The organism is Pseudomonas sp. AOB-7 (assembly GCF_003696305.1).
Taxonomy (GTDB): domain Bacteria; phylum Pseudomonadota; class Gammaproteobacteria; order Pseudomonadales; family Pseudomonadaceae; genus Aquipseudomonas.
This window is the reverse complement of record NZ_RFFK01000006.1, coordinates 45002-70329: the sequence shown is the minus strand read 5'-3', so window position 1 is coordinate 70329 and position 25328 is coordinate 45002. Positions and strand designations below refer to the sequence as shown.

General features: G+C 69.2%; 21 protein-coding genes and 1 riboswitch. Of the genes, 9 read left to right on the top strand and 12 right to left on the bottom strand.

What is annotated here, in order from left to right; genetic code table 11:
* Positions 1–232 precede the first annotated feature (232 nt).
* The 5 genes from EA796_RS13250 to pcaQ form a co-directional block, all read right to left on the bottom strand.
* Positions 233–1177, bottom strand: coding sequence for an AEC family transporter (locus tag EA796_RS13250; protein WP_122108937.1), 945 nt, complete (start codon positions 1175–1177; stop codon positions 233–235).
* A complete protein-coding gene (gene zapE / locus EA796_RS13245) occupies positions 1171–2193 on the bottom strand; it encodes a cell division protein ZapE (RefSeq protein ID WP_256679213.1) in 1023 nt (340 codons plus the stop codon). The genes EA796_RS13250 and zapE overlap by 7 nt, the downstream gene beginning before the upstream one ends.
* Positions 2183–2791 (bottom strand): protocatechuate 3,4-dioxygenase subunit alpha, encoded by a 609-nt coding sequence (gene pcaG, locus EA796_RS13240; RefSeq protein WP_122108936.1) that lies wholly within the window; start codon positions 2789–2791, stop codon positions 2183–2185. Before pcaG ends, zapE begins: the two co-directional genes overlap by 11 nt.
* Before the next feature lie 11 nt (positions 2792–2802).
* Positions 2803–3522 carry a protocatechuate 3,4-dioxygenase subunit beta gene (gene pcaH, locus EA796_RS13235; protein WP_021444754.1) on the bottom strand — a complete coding sequence of 240 codons (720 nt, stop codon included), beginning with the start codon at positions 3520–3522 and terminating at the stop codon, positions 2803–2805.
* A 102-nt stretch (positions 3523–3624) separates the two neighbouring features.
* On the bottom strand, positions 3625–4557 hold the full coding sequence (gene pcaQ / locus EA796_RS13230; protein WP_122108935.1) for a pca operon transcription factor PcaQ: 933 nt from the start codon (positions 4555–4557) through the stop codon (positions 3625–3627).
* Positions 4558–4692: 135 nt separating this feature from the next.
* On the opposite strand from pcaQ, the gene EA796_RS13225 reads away from it, so the two are divergent.
* Together EA796_RS13225 and EA796_RS13220 are read left to right on the top strand one after the other, a co-directional pair.
* A complete protein-coding gene (locus EA796_RS13225) occupies positions 4693–6267 on the top strand; it encodes a gamma-glutamyltransferase family protein (RefSeq protein ID WP_122108934.1) in 1575 nt (524 codons plus the stop codon).
* A gap of 83 nt (positions 6268–6350) precedes the next feature.
* Positions 6351–7046, top strand: a complete 696-nt coding sequence (locus EA796_RS13220) for a GntR family transcriptional regulator (protein ID WP_122108933.1) — start codon at positions 6351–6353, stop codon at positions 7044–7046.
* On the opposite strand, the gene EA796_RS13215 is transcribed toward EA796_RS13220, so the two are convergent.
* Genes EA796_RS13215 through EA796_RS13200 form a run of 4 tightly spaced genes read right to left on the bottom strand, consistent with a single transcriptional unit; the run spans position 7043 to position 12858 of the window.
* Positions 7043–8272: an amidohydrolase family protein gene (locus tag EA796_RS13215; RefSeq protein WP_122108932.1), complete on the bottom strand. Its 1230-nt coding sequence runs from the start codon at positions 8270–8272 to the stop codon at positions 7043–7045. The genes EA796_RS13220 and EA796_RS13215 overlap by 4 nt on opposite strands.
* Entirely contained in the window at positions 8269–10761 is a 2493-nt protein-coding gene (locus tag EA796_RS13210; protein ID WP_122108931.1) for an ATP-binding cassette domain-containing protein, read from the bottom strand. The genes EA796_RS13215 and EA796_RS13210 overlap by 4 nt, the downstream gene beginning before the upstream one ends.
* Positions 10758–11627, bottom strand: a complete 870-nt coding sequence (locus tag EA796_RS13205; protein WP_122108930.1) for a branched-chain amino acid ABC transporter permease — start codon at positions 11625–11627, stop codon at positions 10758–10760. Before EA796_RS13205 ends, EA796_RS13210 begins: the two co-directional genes overlap by 4 nt.
* 43 nt (positions 11628–11670) lie before the next feature.
* On the bottom strand, positions 11671–12858 hold the full coding sequence (locus EA796_RS13200; RefSeq protein ID WP_122108929.1) for an ABC transporter substrate-binding protein: 1188 nt from the start codon (positions 12856–12858) through the stop codon (positions 11671–11673).
* A gap of 164 nt (positions 12859–13022) precedes the next feature.
* Here EA796_RS13200 and EA796_RS13195 point away from each other — a divergent pair, with 164 nt between their 5' ends.
* The 7 genes from EA796_RS13195 to EA796_RS13165 all read left to right on the top strand — a co-directional run bounded on the left by EA796_RS13195 (position 13023) and on the right by EA796_RS13165 (position 23220).
* The gene (locus tag EA796_RS13195; RefSeq protein WP_003244028.1) at positions 13023–13421 is read left to right on the top strand and encodes a nuclear transport factor 2 family protein; all 399 of its coding nucleotides are present in this window, start codon (positions 13023–13025) and stop codon (positions 13419–13421) included.
* 84 nt (positions 13422–13505) lie between these two features.
* Positions 13506–14279 carry a sulfite exporter TauE/SafE family protein gene (locus tag EA796_RS13190; RefSeq protein WP_122108928.1) on the top strand — a complete coding sequence of 258 codons (774 nt, stop codon included), beginning with the start codon at positions 13506–13508 and terminating at the stop codon, positions 14277–14279.
* Between the two features lie 139 nt (positions 14280–14418).
* Positions 14419–14661 (top strand): exodeoxyribonuclease VII small subunit, encoded by a 243-nt coding sequence (locus tag EA796_RS13185; RefSeq protein WP_021444941.1) that lies wholly within the window; start codon positions 14419–14421, stop codon positions 14659–14661.
* Positions 14658–15545, top strand: a complete 888-nt coding sequence (locus EA796_RS13180; RefSeq protein WP_122108927.1) for a polyprenyl synthetase family protein — start codon at positions 14658–14660, stop codon at positions 15543–15545. The genes EA796_RS13185 and EA796_RS13180 overlap by 4 nt, the downstream gene beginning before the upstream one ends.
* 137 nt (positions 15546–15682) lie before the next feature.
* A complete protein-coding gene (locus tag EA796_RS13175; protein WP_122108926.1) occupies positions 15683–18955 on the top strand; it encodes a carboxyl transferase domain-containing protein in 3273 nt (1090 codons plus the stop codon).
* Positions 18956–19058: 103 nt separating this feature from the next.
* A complete protein-coding gene (gene dxs / locus EA796_RS13170) occupies positions 19059–20966 on the top strand; it encodes a 1-deoxy-D-xylulose-5-phosphate synthase (protein ID WP_122108925.1) in 1908 nt (635 codons plus the stop codon).
* Positions 20967–21039: 73 nt separating this feature from the next.
* Positions 21040–21243, top strand: a riboswitch (cobalamin riboswitch).
* 90 nt (positions 21244–21333) lie between these two features.
* Positions 21334–23220 carry a TonB-dependent receptor domain-containing protein gene (locus EA796_RS13165; protein ID WP_122108924.1) on the top strand — a complete coding sequence of 629 codons (1887 nt, stop codon included), beginning with the start codon at positions 21334–21336 and terminating at the stop codon, positions 23218–23220.
* 34 nt (positions 23221–23254) lie between these two features.
* Here the strand turns inward: EA796_RS13165 and EA796_RS13160 are convergent, their stop codons facing one another.
* Genes EA796_RS13160 through ribA form a run of 3 tightly spaced genes read right to left on the bottom strand, consistent with a single transcriptional unit; the run spans position 23255 to position 25079 of the window.
* Positions 23255–24049, bottom strand: a complete 795-nt coding sequence (locus EA796_RS13160) for a cobalamin-binding protein (RefSeq protein ID WP_021442486.1) — start codon at positions 24047–24049, stop codon at positions 23255–23257.
* A complete protein-coding gene (locus EA796_RS13155; RefSeq protein WP_122108923.1) occupies positions 24049–24462 on the bottom strand; it encodes an MFS transporter in 414 nt (137 codons plus the stop codon). Before EA796_RS13155 ends, EA796_RS13160 begins: the two co-directional genes overlap by 1 nt.
* Positions 24459–25079 (bottom strand): GTP cyclohydrolase II, encoded by a 621-nt coding sequence (ribA, locus tag EA796_RS13150; RefSeq protein ID WP_021442488.1) that lies wholly within the window; start codon positions 25077–25079, stop codon positions 24459–24461. The genes EA796_RS13155 and ribA overlap by 4 nt, the downstream gene beginning before the upstream one ends.
* Positions 25080–25328 lie beyond the last annotated feature (249 nt).

Here is a 25328-nt window from a genome sequence, read left to right as displayed (position 1 = left end):
TGAGGATCAACTGCCACTGAATGCTGCGTTGCCAGAGGCGCATGGGGAGTCTCCCGCTTATTGTTGGAATCAGGACGAGCGACTGGATACAGAATTGTTCACAATTTGTAAATCCATGACCGCTGACCGGCGTATCGGCAACGCCGCGCCAAGCTTGATCGCCGCCCGGCGGTTAGCCGACAGCCGCGCAGCGGGCGGCGCACCCTGCGCGCCCCGTCGGGCTTCGCTGCGCTCAGCGCCAACCTACCAGCGTCAGCAGCGCCAGCAGGCCGCTGATGCTAAAGAAAGCCAGCACCGTGGCCGCCACCAGGGCCGCGGCGCAGCGCTCCTCGAGGCCGAAGCGCTGGCCGAGGATGGGGTAGATGCTCATCATCGGGGCGCTGGCGAACAGCAGCCCGGCCACCATCAGCTGCGGCTCCACCCCCGGCAGCAGGAGGAAGGCCACCAGCAGCGCCAGCGGATGCAGGATCAGCTTGCCCAGCGCGGCCTGGGTCACGTCCGCCGCCATGCCGCGGGTCTTCAGGCCGTACAGGCTGCCGCCGATGACGAACAGCGCCACCGGCGCCGAGGCGCTGGCGAGCATGTCCACCACCTTGAGCGGCACGGCCGGCAGGCGGATCTGCAGCAACGACAGCAGCAGGCCGAGGCCGATGGCCAGGATCAGCGGGTTGCGCGCCAGGCGCAGGCCGGTTTCGCGCAGCAGCGCCCAGCCGCCGTTGCCGCGCTGCGCGCCGGCTTCGGCCAGGGCCAGGGCCAGCGGGATCAGCAGCAGATTCTCCACCAGCATGCCGAGGGCCATGGCTACCGCCGCGGTCTGGCCAAGCACCATGACGGCGATGGGGTAGCCGATAAAACCGCTGTTGGACACCGACATGCCCATGGCCAGGATGGCGCTGGCCGACTGGCCCTGCCCGCGCCACCAGCGCGCCACGGCGAAACCGGCGGCGAACAGGCTCAGCGAGGCCAGCGCGTAGGCGGTCAGATAAGGCCAGTTGAGCACCTCGTCGAGGCGCCGCTCGGTCAGCGCCTTGAGCAGCAGCGCCGGCAGGGCGAAGTTGATCACCAAGACGCCGAGGCCGCGCATCTGCTCACGGCTGAGCAGGCCGCCGCGCACCGAGAGAAACCCCAGGCCGATAAGGATGAAGATCGGCGCGGTGATCCCCAGCACCGTCAGCATGCCAGGCGCTCCGGGCTTTCCACGCGCAGCTGCGCCAGGCGCGAGCGGGTGCGGGCGAAGTCGAGGTGGCCGACGCCGGCGCACAGCGCCGCCAGGCTGGCCTCGCCCTGCAGCCAGAGCTCGATGCCGGCGTCGTAGGCGATATCGACGAAGTTGACCAGGCGCTGCTGCTCGTCCGCCGAGCAGCGCCCGAGCGGCGGCAATTCGCCGACGGCGATACGGGCGAAACGCCGGCACAGCTCCAGGTAGTCGGCGCTGGCCAGCGGCTGGCGGCACAGCGCGGCGAAGTCCAGCCACAGGCCGCGCTCGTCCGCCGCCCAGGCCGTCAGGCTACGCCGCCCCAGCGCCACCTGCTGCGCCGCCGCGCGCCAGCCCAGGCAGGCGCCGAACAGAGCGCCCGAGCCCTGCAGGTAACGCCCCCAATGCCGCGTGCTCAGCGGGCGGTAATCGGGGCCGTCGTCCAGGCGCAGCACCAGGCAATGGCGCTGCAGCAGCTCGGCGAAGGGCTGGAAACTGCTGTGGTAGAGCGGATTGGGGCAGAGTCCGGCGGGCGCGTAGTTGGAACTCAGCAGCAGGATGCAGTCCAGGCTCAGCAGGTGCTGCAGCAGGCGCCCGAGGAGGATCGCATCGCCGATGTCGTGCACGTGGAACTCGTCGAGGTAGAACAGCTGCGTCTCGCTCGCCAGCGCCGCGGCCACCCGCCGCAGCGGATCGGCCTGCCCGCCGTGGGTCAGCGCACGTCGCTGCACCTCCTGCAGCAACGCGTGCACGTGCAGGCGCCGCTTGGCTGCGACCGGCGCGGCCTGGAACAGGGCATCGAGCAGCAGGCTCTTGCCGCGCCCGACACCGCCCCAGAGGTAGGCACCGGCGGCGGGCCGGCGCAGCCAGACAAACGGCCGCAGGCGCGCCTGCAGCCAGTCGCCCAGGCGCGCCAGCATGCGCGTCTGGGCCTCATCCAGTTGCAGGCCGCGCGCCTCGATCAGGCGAACGGCCTGCGCGGCCAGCTCAGAAGTCAAAGAACACGGTCTCGCCTTCGCCCTGGATGCGGATGTCGAAGCGATAGGCCGGCTTGCCGTCCACCTCGCAGCGCTTGGCGATCAGCGTCTCGCGGCGCTGCGGCTGCTCGATCAGATTGAGCACCGGGTCCTTGGCGTTGGCCTCGGCCTCGTCTTCGAAGTACAGCCGGGTGTTGAGGTGGATATTGATGCCGCGGGCGAACAGCACGACGTTGACGTGCGGCGCCATCGCCACGCCGGCGGCGTTGCGCACCACGCCGGGCTTGACCGTGTAGGCGGTCCACTCGCTGCCGGCATCGAAGGTGGTGGCGGTGCGGCCGAAACCGTTGAACGCCTTGTTCTGGTCGTAAGCCTCGTCGTACCGGCCCTGGTGGTCGGCCTGCCACAGCTCGAGGAAGGCGTCGCGCACCAGATGGCCGTTGCCGTCGTAGACGTGGCCAACCAGCACGATGTGCTGGCCCGGCGCATCGGGCCCTGCCATCTGGTTCCAGATCTCCTGCTCGCGGGTCGGGTTGCCAGCCGCGGCCAGGGCCAGGCCGATGTGCACGTAGGGGCCGGCGGTTTGTGAAGGGGTTTCCGGCAGCAATTCAACAGGCATGGTCATCCTCCTCACTTGTTCTCGAAATGGGTTTGGCGCTGGCCGCGCAAGACAATGTCGAAACGGTACGCCAGGCAATCCATTGGATTGGCCGTGCTCATGTCGAGCTTGGCAATCAGCGTCTGCACCGCGTCCGGGTTGGCGATCGCCTTGACGATCGGGCACAGCGGGATCAGCGGATCGCCCTCGAAATACAGCTGGGTGATCAGCCGCGTGGCAATCGACGGGCCGTTGAGCGAGAAGTGGATATGCGCCGGGCGCCAGTCGTTGGGGCCATTGCGCCAGGGGTAGGGGCCGGGCTTGATGGTGCGGAAGATATAGCGACCTTCGCTGTCGGTCAGGGCACGGCCGACACCGCCGAAGTTGGGGTCGAGCGGCGCCAGGTAGCGGTCGTTCTTGTGCCGGTAGCGGCCACCGGCGTTGGCCTGCCACATTTCCACCAGGGTATGCGGGATCGGCTTGCCGTACTGATCCATCACCCGACCGGAAACGATGATGCGCTCGCCGATGGGCAGGCCACCGTGGTTGAAGTTGAGCAGCAGGTCGTTGTCGTGCTCGCCGAACTGCAGGTGCGAGAAGTCCGGCCCGGTGGTCTCGGAGATCGACTGCGGGATGCTCACCAGCGCCTGGCGCGGCGAACGGGCGATGGAGGTCTTGTAATCGGGCGTCAGGGCTTTGGGGTGCCAGTTGCGGTCACGGATGACGAAACGGCGATTGTCCTCGGCAGGCATGGTGCGCTCCTGTTGTGGCTATTGTGGAGTCAGTGGCCACAGTGTCCGGCAAAGCGCACGCGGGGAATATTGAAAAGACGCCGCCAATGCATAACCAAATGGTTATGAAAACAGCCCCTCGCGGTAGGCCTCGGCCACCTCGCGCAGCGCCGCGCAGAACTGCTCGGCGGCCAGCGGCAGAGCCAGCGCGCCGTTGCGGCAGATGCCCACCGAGCCGCCCGGTTCCTGCACGCCCAGCTGCAGCTCGACCAGCTCGCCACGCTGCACGTCCAGGCACACCGCGTCCTGCGGCGCCACCCACAGCGCATCGCCGGACAGCACGTAGCGCCGACTGAGCGCCGGCGACAGGGTCTCCAGGCGTTGCCGCGACGGCGTCACTCCGCACTGCACGAACAGGCTGTCGGCGTGCTTGCGGATGGTGGTACCCGCCGTCGGCAGCACCAGCGGGTAATCGCCAAGCTGTCCCAGCGCGGCGGCGCCGGCAGCCAGCAGCGGATGACCGGGGCGCACCACCAGGCTCATGGATTCGCTGTACAGGTGCTCGAAGGTCAGGCCCTGGATGTCCGGGCTGTCGGTCATGCGGCCGACCACCAGGTCCAGCTCGCCGACGCGCAACTGGCCGAGCAGGTAGGCGCCAGGCCCGGTGGCGACGCTGACCACCAGCGCCGCATGGCGCTCGTGCAGGCGCCGCACCACCTCGGGAATCAGCAGGCTCTCGACGGTGGACAGCACGCCGACGCGCACCTGGCCGGCCTCGTGCTCGCCGCCGCGCAGGCTGTTGACCCCGTCGCGCAGCGCCTGCACGCAGGGCCCGGCGTAGCGCATGAAGGCCACCCCGGCCGGGGTCAGGGTCACGCCCTGCTTGCCGCGCTCGAACAGGCTGGCGGCGAGGATCTCCTCCAGCTCCTTGAGCGTCTTGGAAATCGCCGGCTGGCTTACCGCCAGGGCATCGGCGGCCTTGGCGAAGCTGCGCTGACGGGCGATCTCGAGAAAGCACAGCAGGTGACGGAATTTGATGCGGGTGTCGATGTTCATCGCGGGCACCGAAGTGGAATGGTCCGATCATGCCGCAAAGCGCCGCCGCCGCCCAAGCGCTGCGGGAAACGAGGCGGCATGGCTCCTGCATAAATTGCTAGCAATATTTCATTGTTCGCTAGCCAGGAGCCTCCCATGTTGGCCGAATCCACCCGCGGCGTGATCTGCACCCCCCACCCCGCCGCCACCCGCAGCGGCCTGGCCATGCTCGATGCCGGCGGCAGCGCCATCGACGCCATGCTCGCCGCCAGCGCCACCCTGGCCGCCGTCTACCCGCACATGACCGGCATCGGCGGCGATGCCCTGTGGCTGCTCCATGACCGCGAAGTGCGCACCATTGTGGGGATCGGCCAGGCCGGCCAGCGTCTGCCGGCAGGCGGCAGCATCGGCCTGCGCGGCCCCAGCGCCCTGGCCACCACCGCCGGCGCCATCTCCAGCTGGCAGCTGGCCGCCGATATCAGCCGCCAGCAATGGGGCTCGCGCCTGGGCTGGGCGGATCTGTTCGAGCAGGCCATCCATCATGCCGAACACGGCCACCCGGTCTCCGACTCGCAACTGTTCTGGCAGGACTATCGCCGCGAGCTGATCGACCAGCTGCCGGACCTCCACCCGCTGTGCAAGACCGCCGAAGGCCGCTGGCTGGCCCCCGGCGACACGTTGCGCCAGCCACGCCTGGCCGACAGCCTGCGCCACCTGGCGCGCAAGGGGCTCGACGAGTTCTACCGCGGCGAGCTGGCGCAGGCCTTCAGCGAAGCCTTCCAGGCGCATGACTGCGGCCTGAGCGGCGAGGACCTGGCCGCCACCCGCGCCGAACTGGCCGCGCCGATCAGCATCCGCTACCGCCAGGGCACCCTCTACAACGTCGCCCCGCCCTGCCAGGGCCTGTATACCCTGCAGGCCATGCTGGCGCTGCGCAGCCGAGCGCTGGGCGACTGCGGCAACGGCAGCGCGCGCTATTACCACTGGCTGGTGGAGGCGATCAAACAGGGCCTGCTGCGCCGCAACGCCGAACTGTGCGACCCGCGCCACCGCGACTGGTCCTGGGCCGCCAGCCTCGACGACGCCATGGCCGCGCGCTACGCCGCCGCCATCGACGACCAGCGCGCGCAACCCTGGGCCGAACCCGGTCGCCCGGCCGACACCATCTGGATGGCCGCCTGCGATGCCGAAGGCCGCAGTGCCTGCCTGATCCAGAGCCTGTTCCACGACTTCGGCTCCGGCTGCGTGCTGGGCGACACCGGCGTGCTCTGGCAGAACCGCGCCGCCGGCTTCAATGCCGACCCGCAGCATGCCAACGCCTGGGCGCCGGGCAAGCGCCCCGCGCACACCCTCAACCCGTCCTGCTACCTGGCCGACGACGGCCGCCGCTGGTTCTTCGGCACCCAGGGCGGCGATGGCCAGCCACAGACGCAGATGGTGCTGGCCAGCCAGTTGATCGACTTCCAGCAGCCCATCGATCAGGCCTTGCACATGCCGCGCTTTCTGCTCGGGCGCAGCTTCTTCGACAGCACCGACAACCTCAAGCTGGAGGCGCCGGTGGGCGAGGCGGTGATGGCCGAACTTGAGCGCCTGGGGCACCAGGTCGAGCGCATCCCGGCCCTCAGCCCCTACACCGGCCAGGCCGGCATCATCGCCATCGGCCGCGACGGCAGGCGCCAGGCGATGCACGACCCGCGCGGCCAGGGCGATGCGCTGGGCCAGCGCGCTTGAGTGGCGCCGGCGACGCCACGGATTTACCGGAGCCGGTGGCACTGGCGATAATGGCCGCCATTGCCCGCAAGAGCGTTGATTCGATGGCCGAGAAGACCGTGACCGCCAAACAGCAGGAGGTGCAGCGCATCGTCGATGCGCTGGCCAAGGCCATTGCCCAACATCGCCTGCCGCCCGGCATGCGCCTGATCGAGGCGCAGATCGTCGAGTCGCTGCAGGCCAACCGCAACCATGTGCAGGTGGCCCTGCAACGCCTGGCGATGCAGAAGATCGTCACCATCGAGCCCAACCGCGGCGCCCTGGTCGCGCAACCCAGCGCCCAGGAGGCGCGCGACGTGTTCGCCGCCCGCCGCGCGGTGGAGCGCGCCATAGTCGAGGCGATCACCCCAGCGATCATGCAGCAGCATGCCGAGCGCATCGCCGCACAGATGGCCAAGGAACGCGCCGCCACCAGCAGCAGCGACCGCCGCGCCATCGTCCGCGAGCTCAGCGAGTTCCACCGCATGCTCGGCGAGATCTGCGGCAACGCGGTGCTGCGCGACATCCTCGACAACCTGATGGTGCGCAGCTCGCTGATCGTCGCCCTGTACCAGCGCAACGACGTGCCCTCCTGCGCCTCGGACGAGCACCAGCAGGTGCTCGACGCCCTCGCCGCCGGCCAGCGCGAGCAGGCCGTGGTGCTGATGATCGAGCACCTCGACGAACTGGAAGGCCAGCTGGCCCTGCATCAGGAGCAGAACGTCGAGGTCAACCTGCGCGAGGCGCTCGCCGAGCTCTAATCACTCGGCCGCAGCAGCCGTGGCCGCTCCCGTACGAAGGTCTGCCGACCGTTCTTGAAGCCCAGCAGCGGCGGGCTGAGTTCGCCGATCACCGCGGCCGGGTGCGGCGCATCGAGGACGATGAAATCCGCCCGGCAACCCGGTGCCAGGCCGTAGTCGCGCAGGCGCAGCAGGCGCGCCGAATCACTGGAGATCCAGCCCAGGCAGGTCTGCAGCTCGGCGTGGGTGCCGAGCTGGGCGACGTTGGCGTAGAGGTTGGCCTGGCGGATCAACGAGGCGTCGCCGTAGGGGGTGAAGGGGTTGCCCAGGTTGTTGGTCGACAGCGAACAAGTCACCCCGCCGGCGTGCAAGCGCTCCAGCGGCGCCAGCCCGCGCGGTTTGCCATGGCTGCACTGGCGGCCGCCGAGGTAGAGGTCGGTGCTCGGCAGGCAGGTCACCTGCACCCCGGCCGCGGCCAGTTGCGCGGTGATCGCCTGCAGCGGCTCGGCCGCCAGCATCGACAGCTTGGTCGCATGGCCGACGGTAACCCGGCCGCCCCAGCCGTGCCGCTCGGTACAGCGCAGCACCTCGGGCAGGGTCATGCCCGCTGGGTCGAGGTCGAAGTCCAGGTGGAAGTCCAGATCGCAATCGTGCGCCACCGCCAGCTCGAACAAGCGGCGGATCTGCCCATGCGGATCGCTGTCGGTATAGGGGCAGCCGCCGAGCACCTCGGCGCCCTGCGCCAACGCCTGGCACAGCAACGCCTCGGTGCCCGGATTGTTGAGCAGGCCCTCCTGGGGGAACACGCAGAGCTGCAGGTCCAGCGCCCAGGCGTAGTCGGCCTGCAGCCGGCGTACCGCGTTGAAACCGGTCAGGCCGATCTGCGGGTCGATCTCGACGTGGGTGCGCATATGCATGGTGCCCTGGGCGATGGCCAGCTCCAGCACCCGTGCGCCGCGCTGGTAGACATCCGCCTCGGTGAAGCCGGCCTTGGCCGCCGAGGTCTCGGCGATGGCCTCGGCCAGGGTGCCGGCGCGCAGGTTGCAGCGTTCGAGGATGCAGGCCTTGTCCAGGTGGATATGGGTTTCGATCAGCCCCGGCAGCACCAGGCCGCCGCCCAGGTCCAGCTCGCGCGGGCAGGCGTCGGCGCTGAAGGCATCGACGAAGCGGCCCCGTTCCACCCGCAGCTCGGCGAGGCGGGTGGGCGCGTCCGGCAAACGCAGGTTGTGCAGATACCACGCACTCATGCGGCGCTCTCCCCCAGGTAGGCGGCTTCCAGCTCGGGGTCGTTGCGCAGCTCGGCAGCGCTGCCGGATTTGACGATGCGCCCGGTCTCCAGCACATAGGCGCGGTCGGCCACCTGCAGTGCGAGGTTGGCCATCTGGTCCACCAGCAGCAGGGTCACGCCTTCGTCGCGCAGGCTCGCCAGGGCATCGTAGAGCTCGGCGATCATCGCCGGCGCCAGGCCCAGCGAGGGCTCGTCAAGCAGCAGGATGCGCGGTTTGGCCATCAGTCCGCGGCCCACCGCGACCATCTGCTGCTCGCCACCGGAAAGCAGCCCAGCCGGGCTGTCCAGGCGCTCGCGCAAGCGCGGGAAGCGGCGCAGGATGGCTTCGATCTCGGCCTCGGAATCCACCTGGTCGGTACGGGTGTAGGCGCCCAGCAGCAGGTTGTCGCGCACGCTGAGCTGGGGGAACAACTGTCGCCCCTCCGGCACCAGGGCCAGGCCGCGCGCGGCGATGGCGCTGGCCTCGGCTTTCTCGATATTGACGTCGTCCAGCACCACGAGGCCCGACGACGGCCGCTTGAGCCCTGCCAGGCACTGCAGGATGCTCGACTTGCCGGCGCCATTGGCGCCGAGAATCGCCACCAGCTCGCCGGGATTGACCAGCAGATCCACGCCTTGCACCACCGGCGCGGCGCCGTAGTCGACCACCAGGTCCTTGACGAACAGGATGGCGTCGCGGCTGCCGTCCCAGGCCGCGTCACGCGGCTGCGCCTGGTAGTCGGTGCTGCCCAGGTAGGCGGCGACCACCCGCGGGTCCTGTCGCACCTCGTCCGGAGTGCCCCAGGCAATCGGACGGCCGGCGTCGAGCACCAGGATGCGCTGCGACACCGCCATCACCAGCGGCATGTCGTGCTCCACCAGGATCACCGCGATACCGAAGCCGGCCAGGGTTTTGAACAGCACGGCCAGGCGGTCGGTATCGCTACGACTGAGGCCGGCGGCCGGCTCGTCGAGCAGCAGCACCCGTGGCCGACTGGCCAGGGCGCGGGCGATTTCCACCAGACGCCGGTCGACATGCGGCAGATCGTCCGCGGCGCAGGTCACCGAGCCGCGATAGCCCACCAGCGCCAACAGGTTCAGCGCCAGCTCTTCCTGCTCGGCCGGCGGGCGCGCCAGCGGCAGGCCGAGCTGGCCCTGCTGCATGGCCGCCAGCAGGTTCTCCAGCACGCTCATTTCGCCGAACAACTGGGTGGTCTGGTAGGTGCGGGCGATGCCGGCGCGGGCGATCTTCCAGGCCGGCAGGCCGGCCAGCTGCTGTTCCAGCTCGATCTGCCCGCTGTCCGGCGCATAGAAGCCGCTGATCAGGTTGAGCAGGGTGGTCTTGCCGGCGCCATTGGGGCCGATCACCGAGGTGATGCTGCCCTGCTCGGCACTGAAGCTGATCGCGCTGGCCGCCTGCACGCCGCCGAAGCGGATGCCAACGTCGCGCACCTGCAGTCCTTGCGCCTCACCACCGCTGCGCTCGAACCAGCGCGCCAGCAGATGACGGTTGGCACTCTTCGGCGCGTAGGCCGGCGGCGCCTGCCACCAGCGCTGCTGCAAAGCGCCGAGCACACCGCGCGGCGCCAGCCAGAGCACCGCGAGCAGGAGCATGGAGAAGATCAGCAGACGGTACTCGGCCAGGCCCGAGAGCATCTCCGGCAGCAGCACGATCAGCAGCGCCCCGAGCACCGGGCCGAACAGCGTGCCGCTGCCGCCGACTATCACCGCCAGGACGAACAGGATCGACTGCGAGAAGGGGAAGGAGTCCGGGCTGATGAACATCATCAGCGGCGCCACCAGGCCGCCGGCCATACCGGTCAGGGTGGCCGACAGGGCGAAGGCCAGGGTCTTGGTCTGCATCGGGTTGAAGCCCAGCGAACGCGCGGCGATTTCCGTCGACTTCACCGCGCGCATCGCCCGCCCCCAGCCGCTGCCCTGCAGGCGCCGGTAGAAGGCCAGCGCCGCCACCATCAGCGCGGTGGCCAGCAGGGCCAGGCCGGTATTGCCGTCCAGCCCGCCAAACGCGGGCATGGGAATACCGATCAGGCCGTTGGCACCGCCGGTCAGCGACTGCCACTCGATCAGCCCGTGGTGAACCATGAAGGCGAAGGCGATGGTCACCATCGCCAGGTAGGGCCCGGTGACACGCAGCGCCGGTAGCGCCAGCAGGGCACCGACCAGGCCGCTGCCGAGTCCGGCGATGATCAGCGCCAGGCCCAGCGGCAAGCCGGCCATCAGCAGCAGCGCCGAGATGTAGGCGCCGATGGCGTAGAAGGCGATATGGCCGAAGGAAATCTGCCCGGACAGGCCCATGAGGATGTTCAGGCCGACGCCGACCACGGCCGCCAGCGCGCAGAAGGTGAAGACCAGCAGCGAATAGCTGTCCAGCACGAAGGCCAGGCTGCTGCCCAGCAGCGCCAGCGCGGCCAGGCCGCTTGGCGCCAGGTAGCGGTTGCTCAGGTTCATACTTTCACCAATGTCTGTTTGCCGAACAGGCCGTTGGGGCGCAGCGCCAGGGCGATGATGACCAGGCCGAAGGTGAAGATCTGGGTGAAGGCCGAGCCGAACTGCAGAGTGATCAGCGCCTCGGTCAGGCCGAACAGCAGGCCGGCGAGGAACACCCCGTTGGCGCTGGCGATACCGCCGAGAATGGCCACGGCGAACGCCTTGAGGCCGAACAGCGTGCCCATGTCGGCATGCACGTTGTACAGCGGCGCGATCAACAGCCCGGCGATGCCGGCGAACACCGTCGACACGGCGAAGGCGCAGGCCACCACGCGGTTGACCCGAATCCCCATCAGCTGCGCCGCACGCGGATTCTGCACACAGGCCTCGAGCACCTTGCCCAGGCGCGTGTAGCGGCGCACCAGGTACAGCGCCAGGGCGATGCCGGCACCGGCCAGAGGGATCAGCAGCTGCAGCGCCTGGACATTGCTGCCCAGCACCTGCAGGTGCTGATGCAGCAGGGCCACGTCGAACTGACGCGGCTCCTTGCCGAAGCTGAACAGCACCAGGTTGTCCACTAGGATGCCGCCCGCCACCGTGGCCATCAGCCAGGCTTCCGAACCGCGGCTGTGGAAGGGCCGCACCAGGAACAGTTCGATGGCCAGGCCGTACAGCGCGCACAGCGCCAGGCTCAAGACAGCCGCCAGCCACCAGGGCAGGCCGGCGGTGACGCAGAGGCTGTAGCCGAGCACCGCGCCGATCATCATGGCGCTGCCCTGGGCGAAGTTGACGGTACGCGACACCACGTAGGTGATGTGAAAGCCCAGGGCGAGCAGCGCATACATGCTGCCCAGGCCGAGCCCGCTGATGATTGCGGCGGTAAGCATGGCAAATCCTCCACCGGCCGCTGCCGCGGCCGGACTGGCTGGCTCAGTGCTGGATCGGCACGATTTCGTCACCCTCGAAGCGGGTGAACACGTAGTCGTCCACGCCCAGGGCATCGTGCTGCTCGGCGCTGAACGGTTTCTCGTAGGTCTTGATCAGGCCTTCGTAGCGCTGGATGCCGTAGTAGCCGTCGCGGATCGCCGGCCCCTCGGTGCTGCCCGCGGCGGCGATGGCCTGCGCGGTCAGGTGCAGGGCGTCGTAGGCGTTGGCGATGCCCACCGCCGGGGTGACGTCGGCCAGGCTCTTGATCTCCGGATAGCGCTTTTGCAGCGCGGCGAAGATCGCCTCGCCCTTGGCGTCGCCCTCCTGGCTGAAGGTGTAGGTCTGGATGAAGTGCACGCGCCCGGCATTGGGCCCGGCCAGCTCACCGAAACGTCCGCCAGCCGGCCCCCAGTGCGACACCACCGGCACGTCCCAGCCCATGCGATCGAGCGACTTGACCACCTGCGCCGACGGCGCGACGTTGGCCACCAGCAGCAGGGTATCGGCGCCGGCCTGCTTGAGCCGACTGAGCTGCGGCACCACATCGAGATCGCTGCCCTCGATGCGCTCCACCCCGGCCACCGGCATGCCACGCGCCGCCAGCGCCTTGCGGAAACCCTGCTCGTTGGATTCGCCCCAGGGGTTGTTGATCAGGATCATCCCCGGCTTCTGGGTGGCGAAGTGCTTCTGCGCATAGCTGACCAGCGCCTCGTCCACCAGCTCGTCCACCGCCGACACGCGGAACACGTAGTTGTCGGCGGCGCCGTTGCGGGTGATCGGCGTGCCGGCCGCCCATACCCCCATGAACGGCATCTTCATCTGATTGGCCAGCGGCACGATGGCCAGCGACACCGGCGTATCCAGCCCGCCGAAGAGCACCGCGACCTTCTCCCGCTGGATCAGCTCGCGCGCCGCCAGCAGCCCCTTGGACGGGTTGCTTTCGTCATCGCGGCGCACCAATTGCAGCGGACGCCCGAGCACACCGCCCTGGGCGTTGACCTCGTCGATGGCGATGGTCAGGCCGCGGGTCAGCGCCTCGCCGGATTTCGCCGACTGCCCGGACAGCGCCGCCACCAGGCCGACCTTGATCGGCTCGGCCGCCTGTGCGGACAGGGAAAACCAACAACTCAACGCGAACGCCGCAGCCAGGCACGGCTTCAGACGACGCGGAAACGACAATAGCGTGGACATGGCATTCTCCTAATTGCTAGCTTTTGCACAAACATTGCTAGCAAAACAGGTGCCACCCCGGCAAAGCCCGCAAATACGGGCCTTGTCCATGGCGCCACTTCAGAAACCGCCCCATTGCCTGGCACGACGCACCAGCAGGATGCAGCCAGGTCCAAGGAGAACCCATGCCCAGCGAACACCCCGCCGTCACCCTGGTTCGCCAGTTCCTCGAACTGTCGATGATCCCCGATCCACAGGGCGCCGCCCGCTACATGGCCGCCGACGTGCGCATCACCTTCACCGGCGGCCGCGCCATGCCCGATGCCCAGGCCATCACCGCCTTCAACGGCAGTCGCTACAACTGGGTAAAGAAAGCCATGGGCCAGTTCGACTGGACCGAGCATGCCGACCACTGCGTGGTGTATTCCAACGGCACCCTCTACGGCCAGTGGCCGGACGGCCGCAGCTTCTCCGGCAATCGCTACCTCGACCGCTTCGAGGTGCGCGACGGCCTGATCACCCGCATGGATGTTTGGAACGACAGCGCCGAGTGGATTCTGCAGCCGCAGATCAACCGCGACTGACGCGACGGTGCCAGGCACTTTGGTCGCACTTGGCTGACCGAATGGTCAGCTCTATGCTGCACTCTTTTTGTGCGAGCCTGCGCCATGTCCCTGCCCGATCTGCTGCTGTTGGTCCTCGCCGGTTTCGCCGCTGGCGGCATGAATGCCCTGGCCGGCGGCGGCACCTTCTTCTCCTTTCCGGCGTTGCTCGCCGCCGGTCTGCCGCCGGTGACGGCCAATGCCACCAACGCCGTGGCCCTGTGGCCGGCCAGCCTGGCCGGCGCCTGGGCCGCGCGCGCCTCGTTGCGCCCGCTGGGGCGCTACCTGATCCCGCTGCTGCTGGCAGGCCTGGCCGGTGGTCTGCTCGGCGGCCTGTTGCTGCTGGCCGGCGGCGACGACGTATTCCGCGTGCTGATCCCCTGGCTGCTGCTGGCCGCCACCGCGCTGTTCGCCGCCAGCCCCTGGCTGGGACGCTGGCTGGCCGAGCGGCGCAAGAACAGGGAATCCGAACACCCGCCGCACACGCCGCTGTCACTGGGCGCGCATATCGGCGTGTCGATCTACGGCGGCTACTTCGGCGCCGGCATGGGCATCCTGCAGCTGGCCGCCTTCTCCATCGAGGGCCACGCCCTGGCCCGCGCCAACGCGCTGAAGAACCTGATCTCGGCGGTGATCTACAGCATCGCCACCCTGACCTTCGTCATCGCCGGGCGGGTCAGCTGGTACGAGCTGGCCATCCTGCTCACCGGCGCCACCATCGGCGGCTACGCCGGCGGCGCACTGGGCGAGAAGCTGCCGCCGGCGCTGCTGCGCGCCTTGGTCATTCTGGTGGGTAGCGGGATGACGCTGTACTACTTCTGGGTCACCTACATGCGCTAGGCGTTGGGCTTCGCTGCGCTCAGCACCAACCTACGCGCCAACCTACGCCCCGACCTGGCCAGCGGCCCCGCTGATTTGCCCGAGGGGCGCGGCTCTGCTAGTGTCGCGCCCGTTTCTACGCTGCCCGAGACCCGCCGCCATGGCCCGCAAGAAAGCCGCCCCCGACTTCGAACATTCCCTCGCCGAGCTGCAGGCGCTGGTCGAGCGCCTGGAGAGCGGCGAGCTGTCGCTGGAAGACTCGCTGACCGCCTTCGAGCAGGGCATCGGCCTGACCCGCGAGTGCCAGGCCGCCCTGGCCCAGGCCGAGCAGAAGGTGCAGATCCTCCTGGAGCGCGACGGCGAGCTGGAGCCGGCGCCGTTCGACGCGGACCCGGTGGCATGATCAAGGCCTACCAGGCGAGCTGCCAGGCCCGCGTCGACGCCGCCCTCGAGCCGCTGTTCCAGGCCCCGCGCGCGGAGCTCGAACGCCTCTACCAGGCCATGCGCTACAGCGTGATGAACGGCGGCAAGCGCGTGCGCCCGCTGCTGGTCTACGCCGCCTGCGAGGCATTGGGCGGCAAGCTGGATCGCGCCGATGGCGCCGCCTGTGCGGTGGAGCTGATTCACGCCTACTCGCTGGTGCACGACGACCTGCCGGCGATGGACGACGACGACCTGCGCCGCGGCCAACCCACCACTCACAAGGCCTTCGACGAGGCCAGTGCCATCCTCGCCGGCGATGGCCTGCAGAGCCTGGCCTTCGAGGTGCTCGCCGACCGCCGGCGCAACCCGCAGGACGCCGAGACCCGCCTGCAGATGATCGTGGCCCTGAGCGCCGCCGCCGGCCCGGCCGGCATGGTCGGCGGCCAGGCCATCGACCTCGGCGCGGTGGGCCTGCCGCTCGACCAGAGCGCCCTGGAAACCATGCACCGGCACAAGACCGGCGCGCTGATCGAGGCCAGCGTGCAGCTCGGCGCCCTGGCCAGCGGCAACGCCGACGAGCTCGGCCTCAAGGCGCTGCAGCAGTACGCCCGCGCCATCGGCCTGGCCTTCCAGGTGCAGGACGACATTCTCGACGTGGAGAGCGACACCGCCACCCTGGGCAAGACCCAAGGCAAGGACGAGGCCAACCACAAACCCACCTACCCCGCCCTGCTCGGCCTCGACGCCGCCAAGGCCTATGCCCTGGAACTGCGCGACCAGGCCCTGCACCTGCTGCGCCCCTTCGGCAGCCAGGCCGAGCCGCTGCGCGAGCTGGCGCGCTATATCGTCGAGCGGCGCAGCTAGCCGATAGGCGGTGGCGCGCCCTGCGGCCAACGTCATCATCACCATCTATACCAGCATGATCGCCATATAAGGCTTGCTTTACCCCCGCGACCAGCCTCCTAAGATGGCTCCATAACGACAAGACGTCCGGAGCCGCCATGCCCTTTTCCGCCCTGCTGATCGCCAACCGCGGCGAGATCGCCATCCGCATCGCCCAGGCCTGCGCCGACCTCGGTATCCGCAGCGTGGCGGTGTACGCCGAGGACGACAGCGCCTGCCTGCACATACGCAAGGCCGACCTGGCCGTGCCACTGGCTGGACGCGGCCCGTCGGCCTATCTGGACATGGATCAGCTCATTGCCGTCGCCCGCGCGCACGGCTGCAGCGCCATCCACCCCGGCTACGGTTTTCTCGCCGAGAACGCCGAATTCGCCCGCCGCTGCCAGGATGCGGGGCTGACCTTCGTCGGTCCGACGCCAGAAACCCTGCGACTGTTCGGCGACAAGGCCGCCGCCCGCGCCCTGGCCGAACGCTGCGCAGTGCCGCTGGTACCGGGGATCAACCAGGCGGTGACGCCGGAGCAGGCCGCGGACTTTCTCGCCGAGCACGGCAGCGTGATGCTCAAGGCCCTGGCCGGCGGCGGCGGGCGCGGCATGCGTGCAGTGGAGGATGCCGCGCAGCTGGCCGAGGCCTTCGCCCGCTGCGCCTCCGAGGCCGAGGGCGCCTTCGGCAGCGGCGCGCTGTACGTGGAGAAGCGCGTGCGCCGCGCCCGGCATATCGAAGTGCAGGTGCTCGGCGACGGCAGCGGCGCGGTCAGCCATCTGTGGGAGCGCGACTGCAGCCTGCAGCGCCGTCACCAGAAGCTGGTGGAAATCGCCCCCAGCCCGGATCTGGACGCCGTCGCCCGCGAGGCCATCATCGCCAGCGCCCTGCGCCTGGCCGCCGAGGTGCAGTATCGCGGCATCGGCACCTTCGAATTCCTCCTCGACCTCGACCAGCCCGGGCGCTTCTACTTCATGGAGGCCAACCCGCGCGTGCAGGTGGAGCACACCGTCACCGAGCAGGTCGCCGGCATCGATCTGCTGCATACGCAACTGCACCTGGCCGCCGGCAGCAGCCTGGCCGAGCTGGGCCTGCTCACTCCGCCGCCAGCGAAAGGTTATGCCGTACAGCTGCGCCTGAATCTGGAAACCCTGCACGCCGATGGCAGCGCGCGCCCGGCTAGCGGCGTGCTCGGCGCCTACCAGCCGCCCAGCGGCCCCGGCCTGCGCGTGGATGGCTGCGGTTATACCGGCTACGCCGTCAGCCCGGCCTACGACTCGCTGATCGCCAAGCTGATCGCCAGCGCCAGCGACTACCCCGGCGCCCTGCGCCGCGCCTACCGGGGGCTGTGCGAGTTTCGCCTCGAAGGCGTGGCGAGCAACCTGCACCTGCTGCAGAACCTGCTGCAGCGCGACGAGGTGCTGGCCAATCAGGTCGACACCACCTATGTCGAACGTCACCTGAGCGAGCTGCTGGCCGCCCGCGAACAGGCGCATCCGCACCGCTACTTTGCCGGCGACGCATCTGCGCAAAGCGCCAGATCCAGCCTCGACGCCCCGCCCGGCACCCTGGCCCTCAGCGCGCCCAGCGCCGGCGTGCTGGTCAGCCTGGCGGTGGCCGAAGGCGACGCCGTGGCCGCCGGTCAGCGCATCGCCGTACTGGAGGCGATGAAGATGGAGTTCGAGGTCAAGGCCGAGCACAGCGGCATCGTCCGCGCGCTGACGGTTGCACCCGGTGACGCCATCGGTGAGGGCCAGGCGCTGGCGTTTCTGCAGCCGGCCGAGGTGGACAGCCTCGACGCCCACGGCGAGCAGGCCGTCGACCTGGCGCATATCCGCGCCGACCTGGCCGAAGTGCTGGAACGCCATGCGCGCCTGACCGATGCGCGCCGCCCCGAGGCCGTGGCCAAGCGGCGCAAGAGCGGCCAGCGCACCGCGCGCGAGAACCTCGCCGACCTGCTGGACGAGGGCAGCTTCAACGAGTACGGCGCCCTGGCCCTGGCCGCCCAGCGCCGCCGGCGTTCGGCCGAAGAACTGCTGGAGCTGAGCCCGGCCGACGGCCTGATCGGCGGCACCGGCACGGTGAACGCCGCGCAGTTCGGCGCGGAGGCGGCGCGCTGCCTGGCCATCGCCTACGACTACACGGTATTCGCCGGCACCCAGGGCGTGATGAACCACAAGAAGACCGACCGCCTGCTCGGCCTCGCGGCGCAGTGGCGCCTGCCGGTGGTGCTGTTCGCCGAAGGCGGCGGTGGGCGGCCGGGCGATACCGATTTCGTTGGCGTGGCCGGGCTGGACTGCCACACCTTCGTCGCCATGGCCAAGCTCTCCGGCCTGGTGCCGACGGTGGGCGTGGTCTCCGGCCGCTGCTTCGCCGGTAACGCCGCGCTGCTCGGCTGCTGTGACGTGATCATCGCCACCCGTAACGCGACTATCGGCATGGCCGGCCCGGCGATGATCGAGGGCGGCGGCCTGGGCAGTTTCACTCCCGAGCAGGTTGGTCCGACCAGCGTGCAAGGCCCCAATGGGGTGATCGACGTGCTGGTCGAAGACGAAGCCGCAGCGGTCGCCGTGGCCAAGCAGTACCTGGGGTATTTCCAGGGCCCGGTGAGCGACTGGCAATGCAGCGATCCTCGTGAGCTGCGCCAGGTGATCCCGGAAAACCGCCTGCGCGTGTACGACATCCGCCAGGTCATCGAGCTGCTGGCCGATCACGGCAGCGTGCTGGAACTGCGCCGCCAGTTCGCCCCCGGCCTGATCACCGCGTTAATCCGCATCGAAGGCAAGCCGTTCGGCCTGATCGCCAACAACCCCGCGCACCTGGGTGGCGCCATCGATGCCGTGGCCGGCGACAAGGCCGCGCGCTTTCTGCAACTGTGCGAGGCGCATGACCTGCCCATTGTCTCGCTGTGCGATACCCCCGGTTTCATGGTCGGCCCGGAGGCGGAGAAACAGGCCACGGTGCGCCACGTCTCGCGCCTGTTCGTCACCGCCGCCAGCCTCACGGTGCCCTTCTTCACCCTGGTGCTGCGCAAGGGCTACGGCCTCGGCGCCCAGGCCATGGCCGCCGGCAGTTTCCACGCGCCCTTGTTCACCGCCGCCTGGCCCAGCGCCGAGTTCGGCGCCATGGGCCTGGAGGGCGCGGTGCGCCTGGGTTTCGCCAAGGAGCTGGCGGCCCAGGCGGACGCCGCCGCGCGCCAGGCGCTGTTCGACAAGCTGGTGGCCAAGGCCTACGACAACGGCAAGGCGCTGAACATGGCCAGCTACCTGGAAATCGATGCGGTGATCGACCCGGCCGACAGCCGCGCCTGGCTGCTCCGCGGGCTGGCCGCCACGCCCCGACCGGCGAGGCGCGAGGGGCGCAAGCGGCCGTTCGTCGATACCTGGTAGAGGCCTGGCGCAGGGGCGCCGGCCTGTCGCGCAGGGCTTGAAGCTTGCGGCGGTGGTTTTCGGGTAAACTGCGCATCTTTTTACGCCTATAACGATTCGCCTGATGCCGACCACTTTCCACGAGATCCCCCGCGAGCGCCCGCTGACGCCCCTGCTGGACCGCGCCAACACGCCGGACGAGCTGCGCCGGCTGGCCGAAGCGGACCTGGAAACCCTCGCCGACGAACTGCGCCAGTACCTGCTGTACAGCGTCGGCCAGAGCGGTGGCCATTTCGGCGCCGGCCTCGGCGTGATCGAGCTGACCATCGCCCTGCACTACGTCTTCGACACCCCCGACGACCGCCTGGTGTGGGACGTCGGCCACCAGGCCTATCCGCACAAGATCCTCACCGGCCGCCGCGAGCGCATGGCCACGCTGCGCCAGAAGGACGGCCTGGCCGCCTTCCCGCGCCGCAGCGAGAGCGAGTACGACACCTTCGGCGTCGGCCACTCCAGCACCAGCATCAGCGCCGCACTGGGCATGGCCATCGCCGCCCGCCTGCAGGGCGAGCGGCGCAAGAGCGTGGCGGTGATCGGCGACGGCGCGCTGACCGCCGGCATGGCCTTCGAGGCACTCAATCACGCCAGCGAGGTCGGCGCCAACATGCTGGTGGTGCTCAACGACAACGACATGTCGATCTCCAAGAATGTCGGCGGGCTGTCCAACTACCTGGCCAAGATCCTCTCCAGCCGCACCTACGCCAGCATGCGCGAGGGCAGCAAGAAGATCCTCTCGCGCCTGCCTGGCGCCTGGGAGATCGCGCGCAAGACCGAGGAACACGCCAAGGGCATGCTGGTGCCCGGCACCCTGTTCGAGGAACTGGGCTGGAACTATATCGGCCCCATCGACGGCCACGACCTGCCCACCCTGCTCGCCACCCTGCGCAATATGCGCGACCTGGACGGCCCGCAGTTCCTCCACGTGGTGACCAAGAAGGGCAAGGGCTTCGCCCCGGCCGAGGCCGACCCGATCGGCTACCACGCCATTACCAAGCTGGAGCCGGTCAAGCCCGATGCCGCGCCGCTCTCCAGCCAGAAACGGCCGTCCGGCCCGAAATACTCCAACGTGTTCGGCCAGTGGCTGTGCGACATGGCCGCAGCAGACTCGCGCCTGGTCGGCATCACCCCGGCGATGAAGGAAGGCTCGGACCTGGTGGCCTTCGCCGAACGCTTCCCGGCGCGCTACTTCGACGTCGCCATCGCCGAGCAGCACGCCGTGACCCTGGCCGCCGGCATGGCCTGCGACGGGGTCAAGCCGGTGGTGGCGATCTACTCGACCTTCCTCCAGCGCGGCTACGACCAGCTGATCCACGACGTCGCGGTGCAGAACCTCGACGTGCTGTTCGCCATCGACCGCGCCGGCCTGGTCGGCGAGGACGGCCCGACCCACGCCGGCAGCTTCGATATCTCCTACCTGCGCTGCATCCCCGGCATGCTGGTGATGACCCCCAGCGACGAGAACGAGCTGCGCCGCATGCTCACCACCGGCTACCTGTTCGACGGCCCGGCGGCGGTGCGCTACCCGCGCGGCAGCGGCCCCAACGCCACCATCGCCCCAGGCCTGGCGCCGCTGGAAATCGGCAAGGGCCTGATCCGTCGCCAGGGCCGCCGCGTCGCCCTGCTGGCCTTCGGCGTGCAACTGGCCGAGGCGCTGCAGGTCGGCGAGACGCTGGACGCCACGGTGGTCGACATGCGTTTCGTCAAACCGCTGGACGCCGCCCTGCTGCGCGAACTGGCGGCCAGCCACGAGCTGCTGGTGAGCATCGAGGAAAACGCGGTGATGGGCGGCGCCGGCAGCGCGGTCGGCGAGTTCCTCGCCGCCGAGAACATCGTCAAGCCGCTGCTGCAGCTGGGCCTGCCCGACTACTACGTCGAACACGCCAAGCCGGCGCAGATGCTCAAAGAATGTGGCCTCGACCAGGCCGGCATCGAAGCCGCGGTGCGCGCGCGACTGGCCCAGCTGCCCGCCTGAACATGAGACCCGCTCATCGCTGAATGAGCCGGCCTTGCTTGTCATTCATCCCGCCGCGCACTAGGGTGCGCGGCATTGCATGTTCCGCCAGGGTGCGCCGCTAACACGGCGTGAAACGGGAAGTCGGTGCGCCCATCCGGGCAATCCCGACGCTGCCCCCGCAACGGTAATCGACGGCAGGCCGCAAGCCTGCACCTTGTCCACGGCCACTGGGTATTCCCGGGAAGGCGGACCGGGGTCGTGAGCCCGGAGACCGGCCCCGGCGGTGCGACTGGTGTTGCGGAGGGCCGCACCGTCAAGCGCCGCCCTGCGCGCGCTTGCCCCCTGCCCTCCTCGAACGTCTGCCGACCTTTGAGGAATACCCCTGATGAAACTGTCCCCCCTGGCCCTGGCCATCGCCGTTCTGCCCGGCCTCGCCCTGGCCGCCGAACCCTACGCCGCCGAGCCGCTGGTGATCACCTCCGGGCGCCTGGCCGAACCACAAGCCCAGGCCACCGCCGCCACCACGGTGTTCGAGCGGGCGGATATCGAGCGTTTGCAGGTCAGCAGCGTGCCCGATCTGCTCAGCCGCGTTCCCGGCGTATCCATCGTGCAGAACGGCGGCCGCGGCAGCCTGACCAGCCTGTTTCTGCGTGGCGCCAACGCCAACCAGACCCTGGTGCTGGTCGACGGCGTGCGTCTGAATGCCGCCGCCAGCGGCCTGGCCCGCCTGGAATTCCTCAGCCCCGAGCAGATCGAGCGCATCGAGGTGGTGCGCGGCCCACGTTCGGCGCTGTATGGCGCCGACGCCATCGGCGGGGTGATCCAGATTTTCACCCGCCAGGGCGAGGCCGGCCTGCAACCGCGCCTGCGCCTGGCCGCCGGTAGCCAGCAAACCTTCGAACGCAGCCTGGGACTGTCCGGCGGCGACCAGCGCACGCGCTTCGACCTCGGCGCCAGCCTGGTCGAGCGCGCCGGCTTCGACCGCTCAGCAGACGCTCGCGGCTATGACGGCGACCACGACGGCCTGCGCCGCAAGGCCTTCAACCTGAGCCTGCAGCACCGCTTCAACGAACGCCTCGAAGGCGGTCTGAGCCTGCTCGAACAGCATGGCGAGAGCGAGTACGACGACCTGTTCAGCTTCGTGCCGGGCAACCCCAGCGAGCGCTTCAGCGTTTCCACTGCCGCGGCCCATCTCGAGGCGCAGCTCGCCGAGCGCTGGAGCAGTCGCCTGGAGCTCGGCCACGGCGAGGACAAGAGCGACAACCGCGACCCGCTGAACGCCAGCAACAACTATCAGTACAACACCTACCGCGACAGCGCGGGCTGGCTCAACACCCTGCAACTGAGCGACGCCCAGCAGCTGCTGCTCGGTCTCGACTGGTACGAGGACCGCCTGGGCAGCGACAGCGAGTTCAGCCAGACCGAGCGCTGGAACCGGGCCGCCTTCGTCCAGCACCGCTTCCGTGGCGAGGGCTTCGCCACCGAGCTGGGCCTGCGCCACGACGACAACCAGCAGTTCGGCAGCGAGAACACCTGGAACGCGGCACTGAGCCTGGACCTGAGCGAGCGTCTCGAGCTGCTGCTGAGCTACGGCGAGGGCTTCCACGCGCCCACCTTCAACGACCTGTACTTCCCCACCAGCTCGTTCTATGGCGGCAACCCGAACCTGGCCCCCGAGCGCTCGAAGACCTACGAGGTGCAACTGCGCGGCGAGCACCTGGACAGCCGCTGGAGCCTGTCGGCCTACCGCACCGAGGTCGAAGACCTGATCACCGTGGTCAGCGATCCGCTGACCTTCTTCAGCACCCCGATGAACGTCAACCAGGCACGCCTGCAAGGCCTGGAACTGAGCCTGGAACGCGAGGTGCTGGGCTGGCAGGCCGCTCTCGGCGCCAGCCTGCTCGACCCACGTGATCGCGACAGCGGCCACACCCTGCCGCGCCGCGCCAAACGCAGCCTGAGCCTGGATCTGGATCGTCAGTTCGGCGCCTTCGCCGCCGGCCTCACCTGGCAGGCCGTCTCCGGCCGCTACGACGATGCCGCCAACACCCGCGAGATCGCCGGCTACGGCCTGCTGGGCGCGCGGGCCAGCTGGCGGATGAACGAGGAGCTGCTGTGGCAGGTCAAGGTCGACAACCTGCTGGACAAGGACTATTCCCAGGCGCTGTACAGCCGACCGAACGACCCCTTCTTCGGTAGCGTGAGTTACTACGGCTACCGCGAGGAAGGCCGCAGCGCCCTGCTCTCGCTGACCTGGACACCGCAACTCTGATCCCGGTGCTCACGGTGCACCAAGCCGCTCCAGGCTAACGCGCCGTGGCCAGCCGCTCGCACAGCCGCTCGATGGCGCCGAGCATCTGCCGGCTGGGCCGCTCCAGGCCCCTGTCCGGCACCGCCCAGACCTGGCCGCGGCGCACCGCGCGCAGCTGCGGCCAGGCCTGCCAGCTCGACAGTTCGGCATTGCTGCCGCCGAGAATCACCTCGGGGTCGCGCGCCAACACCGCCTCGATGCCGACCTGGGGCGCCGGCTGGCTCAGGTCGGCGAACAGGTTGCGCGCGCCGCACACCGCCAGCGCATCGCCGATCAGCTGCTCGCCGCCGATGGTGTAGAGCGGCTGGTGCCAGACCTGATAGAACACCGCCAACGGCCGCTCGCGCCGGTAACGCTGGCGCAACCCGGCCAGCTCGGTGCGAAACTCCGCCGCCAGCCGCTCGCCCCGTTCGGCGCGACCGATACGCTCGGCGATAAGGATAAAGGCCTCGGCCAACTGCTCGAGGCGCGCCGGCTCGACCACCAGCAGGGGAATGCCGAAACGCTGCAACTGCGCCTGCTGCGCCGCCGGCACGCTGCCTGGAGCGATCAGGATCAAGTCGGGCGCCAGCTGCAGCAGGCGCTCGAACTCCAGCTGGCCGTAGCGGCCGACGGTGGGCAACTGGGCCAGCGCGGCGGGATGCTCGTCGCCTGCCAGCACGCCGACCAGCAGGTCGGCGGCATCCAGCTCGAGCATGATCTCGCTGAGCGACGGCGCCAGGCTGACCACCCGTGGTGCGGCCGCCAGCGGCAGGGCCAGCAGACACAGGGCCAACAGCAGCGCGCGCATCAGCCGAGTTGGCGGGGAATGCGGTAGAGACAGTGCAGGACGATGCTCGACAGCGCCAGCAGCACCAGGGGTATCGCCTCCAGCCCGGCCAGCACCGCCAGGGCGGCGATCCAGGCCGGCAGCGCCGCGCCGAGCAGCGCGCGCAAACGCACACGATCCAGCTCCAGCCAGGCGGCCGGCTCGGCGTCGCTGTCCAGGGCTTTGTCGGTGGCGATCAGCGCACGCTTGTAGGCGGCGAACAGCGGCAGGCTGACGAACATCGAGGCCAGCCCGGCGACGAACAGCGGCAGGCTCAGCACCGTGGTGGCGCCGCCGCCGAACAGCAGGTTGAAGACGAACAAGGGTGCCAGGGCCACGCCCAGCTGACGCCACCAGGCGAGCGCCAGACGGCGCTTGACCTGGCCGCGGGTCACAGGCTGTCCTCGGCCTCGCCCTGGTGCTGGTTGCCCAGCATATGGCCGAGCTTGCCGGCCTTGGTGGCGAGGTAGCGCTTGTTGTAGGGGTTGTGCTCGATCTGCAGCGGCACGCGGTGATCCACGGCGATGCCCATGTCGCCCAGCGCCTTGACCTTACGCGGGTTGTTGGTCATCAGCTTGAGGCTCTTGATGCCCAGGTGCTCGAGCATCGGCTGGCAGATCGCGTAGTCGCGCTGGTCGGCGCCGAAGCCCAGGCGCTCGTTGGCCTCGACGGTGTCGGCGCCGCCGTCCTGCAACTCGTAGGCGCGGATCTTGTTCAGCAGGCCGATGCCGCGGCCTTCCTGGCGCAGGTACAGCAGCACGCCACGGCCTTCGTTGGCGATCGCCTGCAGCGCCGCCTGCAGCTGCGCGCCGCAGTCGCAGCGCAGGCTGAACAGGGCGTCGCCGGTCAGGCACTCGGAGTGCAGGCGGCCCAGCACCGGCGCGCCGTCGGCCACAGCGCCGAAGGTCAGGGCGACGTGTTCCTTGCCGGTGGCCTGGTCGAGGAAGCCGTGCATGGTGAACACGCCGAAGGGCGTGGGCAGTTGGGAGGCGGCGACGAACACGACGGACACCGGATACTCCTAGCAATGAGTACGAAACAGGGGCGGCATTGTATCAGCAGGCCCCGCCGCCGGGTCAGTCAGAATTGCCGATCATCAGTATCGAAACGCTCAATTCGCACGATCAGAATCGGCTCAAAGTCTCGCGAGCTAGAGCAATGCAAGGCAAAAGCAGGCGAGGAAGCGGAGTCTACGGATTGTAAATGAGCATTCCGAGCCTGCTTTTAACGTGGCAGTGCCGACGCGCAGCAGACTTTGAGC

Excerpts from the sequence above, each read along its gene's own strand:
- EA796_RS13225 (WP_122108934.1), top strand. The coding sequence starts at position 4,693 with ATGTTGGCCGAATCCACCCGCGGCGTGATCTGCACCCCCCACCCCGCC.
- EA796_RS13175 (WP_122108926.1), top strand. The coding sequence starts at position 15,683 with ATGCCCTTTTCCGCCCTGCTGATCGCCAACCGCGGCGAGATCGCCATC.
- EA796_RS13220 (WP_122108933.1), top strand. The coding sequence starts at position 6,351 with ATGGCCGAGAAGACCGTGACCGCCAAACAGCAGGAGGTGCAGCGCATC.
- EA796_RS13215 (WP_122108932.1), bottom strand. The coding sequence starts at position 8,272 with ATGAGTGCGTGGTATCTGCACAACCTGCGTTTGCCGGACGCGCCCACC.
- EA796_RS13195 (WP_003244028.1), top strand. The coding sequence starts at position 13,023 with ATGCCCAGCGAACACCCCGCCGTCACCCTGGTTCGCCAGTTCCTCGAA.
- EA796_RS13165 (WP_122108924.1), top strand. The coding sequence starts at position 21,334 with ATGAAACTGTCCCCCCTGGCCCTGGCCATCGCCGTTCTGCCCGGCCTC.
- pcaH (WP_021444754.1), bottom strand. The coding sequence starts at position 3,522 with ATGCCTGCCGAGGACAATCGCCGTTTCGTCATCCGTGACCGCAACTGG.
- EA796_RS13210 (WP_122108931.1), bottom strand. The coding sequence starts at position 10,761 with ATGAACCTGAGCAACCGCTACCTGGCGCCAAGCGGCCTGGCCGCGCTG.
- EA796_RS13205 (WP_122108930.1), bottom strand. The coding sequence starts at position 11,627 with ATGCTTACCGCCGCAATCATCAGCGGGCTCGGCCTGGGCAGCATGTAT.
- EA796_RS13185 (WP_021444941.1), top strand. The coding sequence starts at position 14,419 with ATGGCCCGCAAGAAAGCCGCCCCCGACTTCGAACATTCCCTCGCCGAG.
- EA796_RS13190 (WP_122108928.1), top strand. The coding sequence starts at position 13,506 with ATGTCCCTGCCCGATCTGCTGCTGTTGGTCCTCGCCGGTTTCGCCGCT.
- dxs (WP_122108925.1), top strand. The coding sequence starts at position 19,059 with ATGCCGACCACTTTCCACGAGATCCCCCGCGAGCGCCCGCTGACGCCC.
- pcaG (WP_122108936.1), bottom strand. The coding sequence starts at position 2,791 with ATGCCTGTTGAATTGCTGCCGGAAACCCCTTCACAAACCGCCGGCCCC.
- EA796_RS13200 (WP_122108929.1), bottom strand. The coding sequence starts at position 12,858 with ATGTCCACGCTATTGTCGTTTCCGCGTCGTCTGAAGCCGTGCCTGGCT.
- EA796_RS13160 (WP_021442486.1), bottom strand. The coding sequence starts at position 24,049 with ATGCGCGCGCTGCTGTTGGCCCTGTGTCTGCTGGCCCTGCCGCTGGCG.
- pcaQ (WP_122108935.1), bottom strand. The coding sequence starts at position 4,557 with ATGAACATCGACACCCGCATCAAATTCCGTCACCTGCTGTGCTTTCTC.
- EA796_RS13250 (WP_122108937.1), bottom strand. The coding sequence starts at position 1,177 with ATGCTGACGGTGCTGGGGATCACCGCGCCGATCTTCATCCTTATCGGC.
- EA796_RS13180 (WP_122108927.1), top strand. The coding sequence starts at position 14,658 with ATGATCAAGGCCTACCAGGCGAGCTGCCAGGCCCGCGTCGACGCCGCC.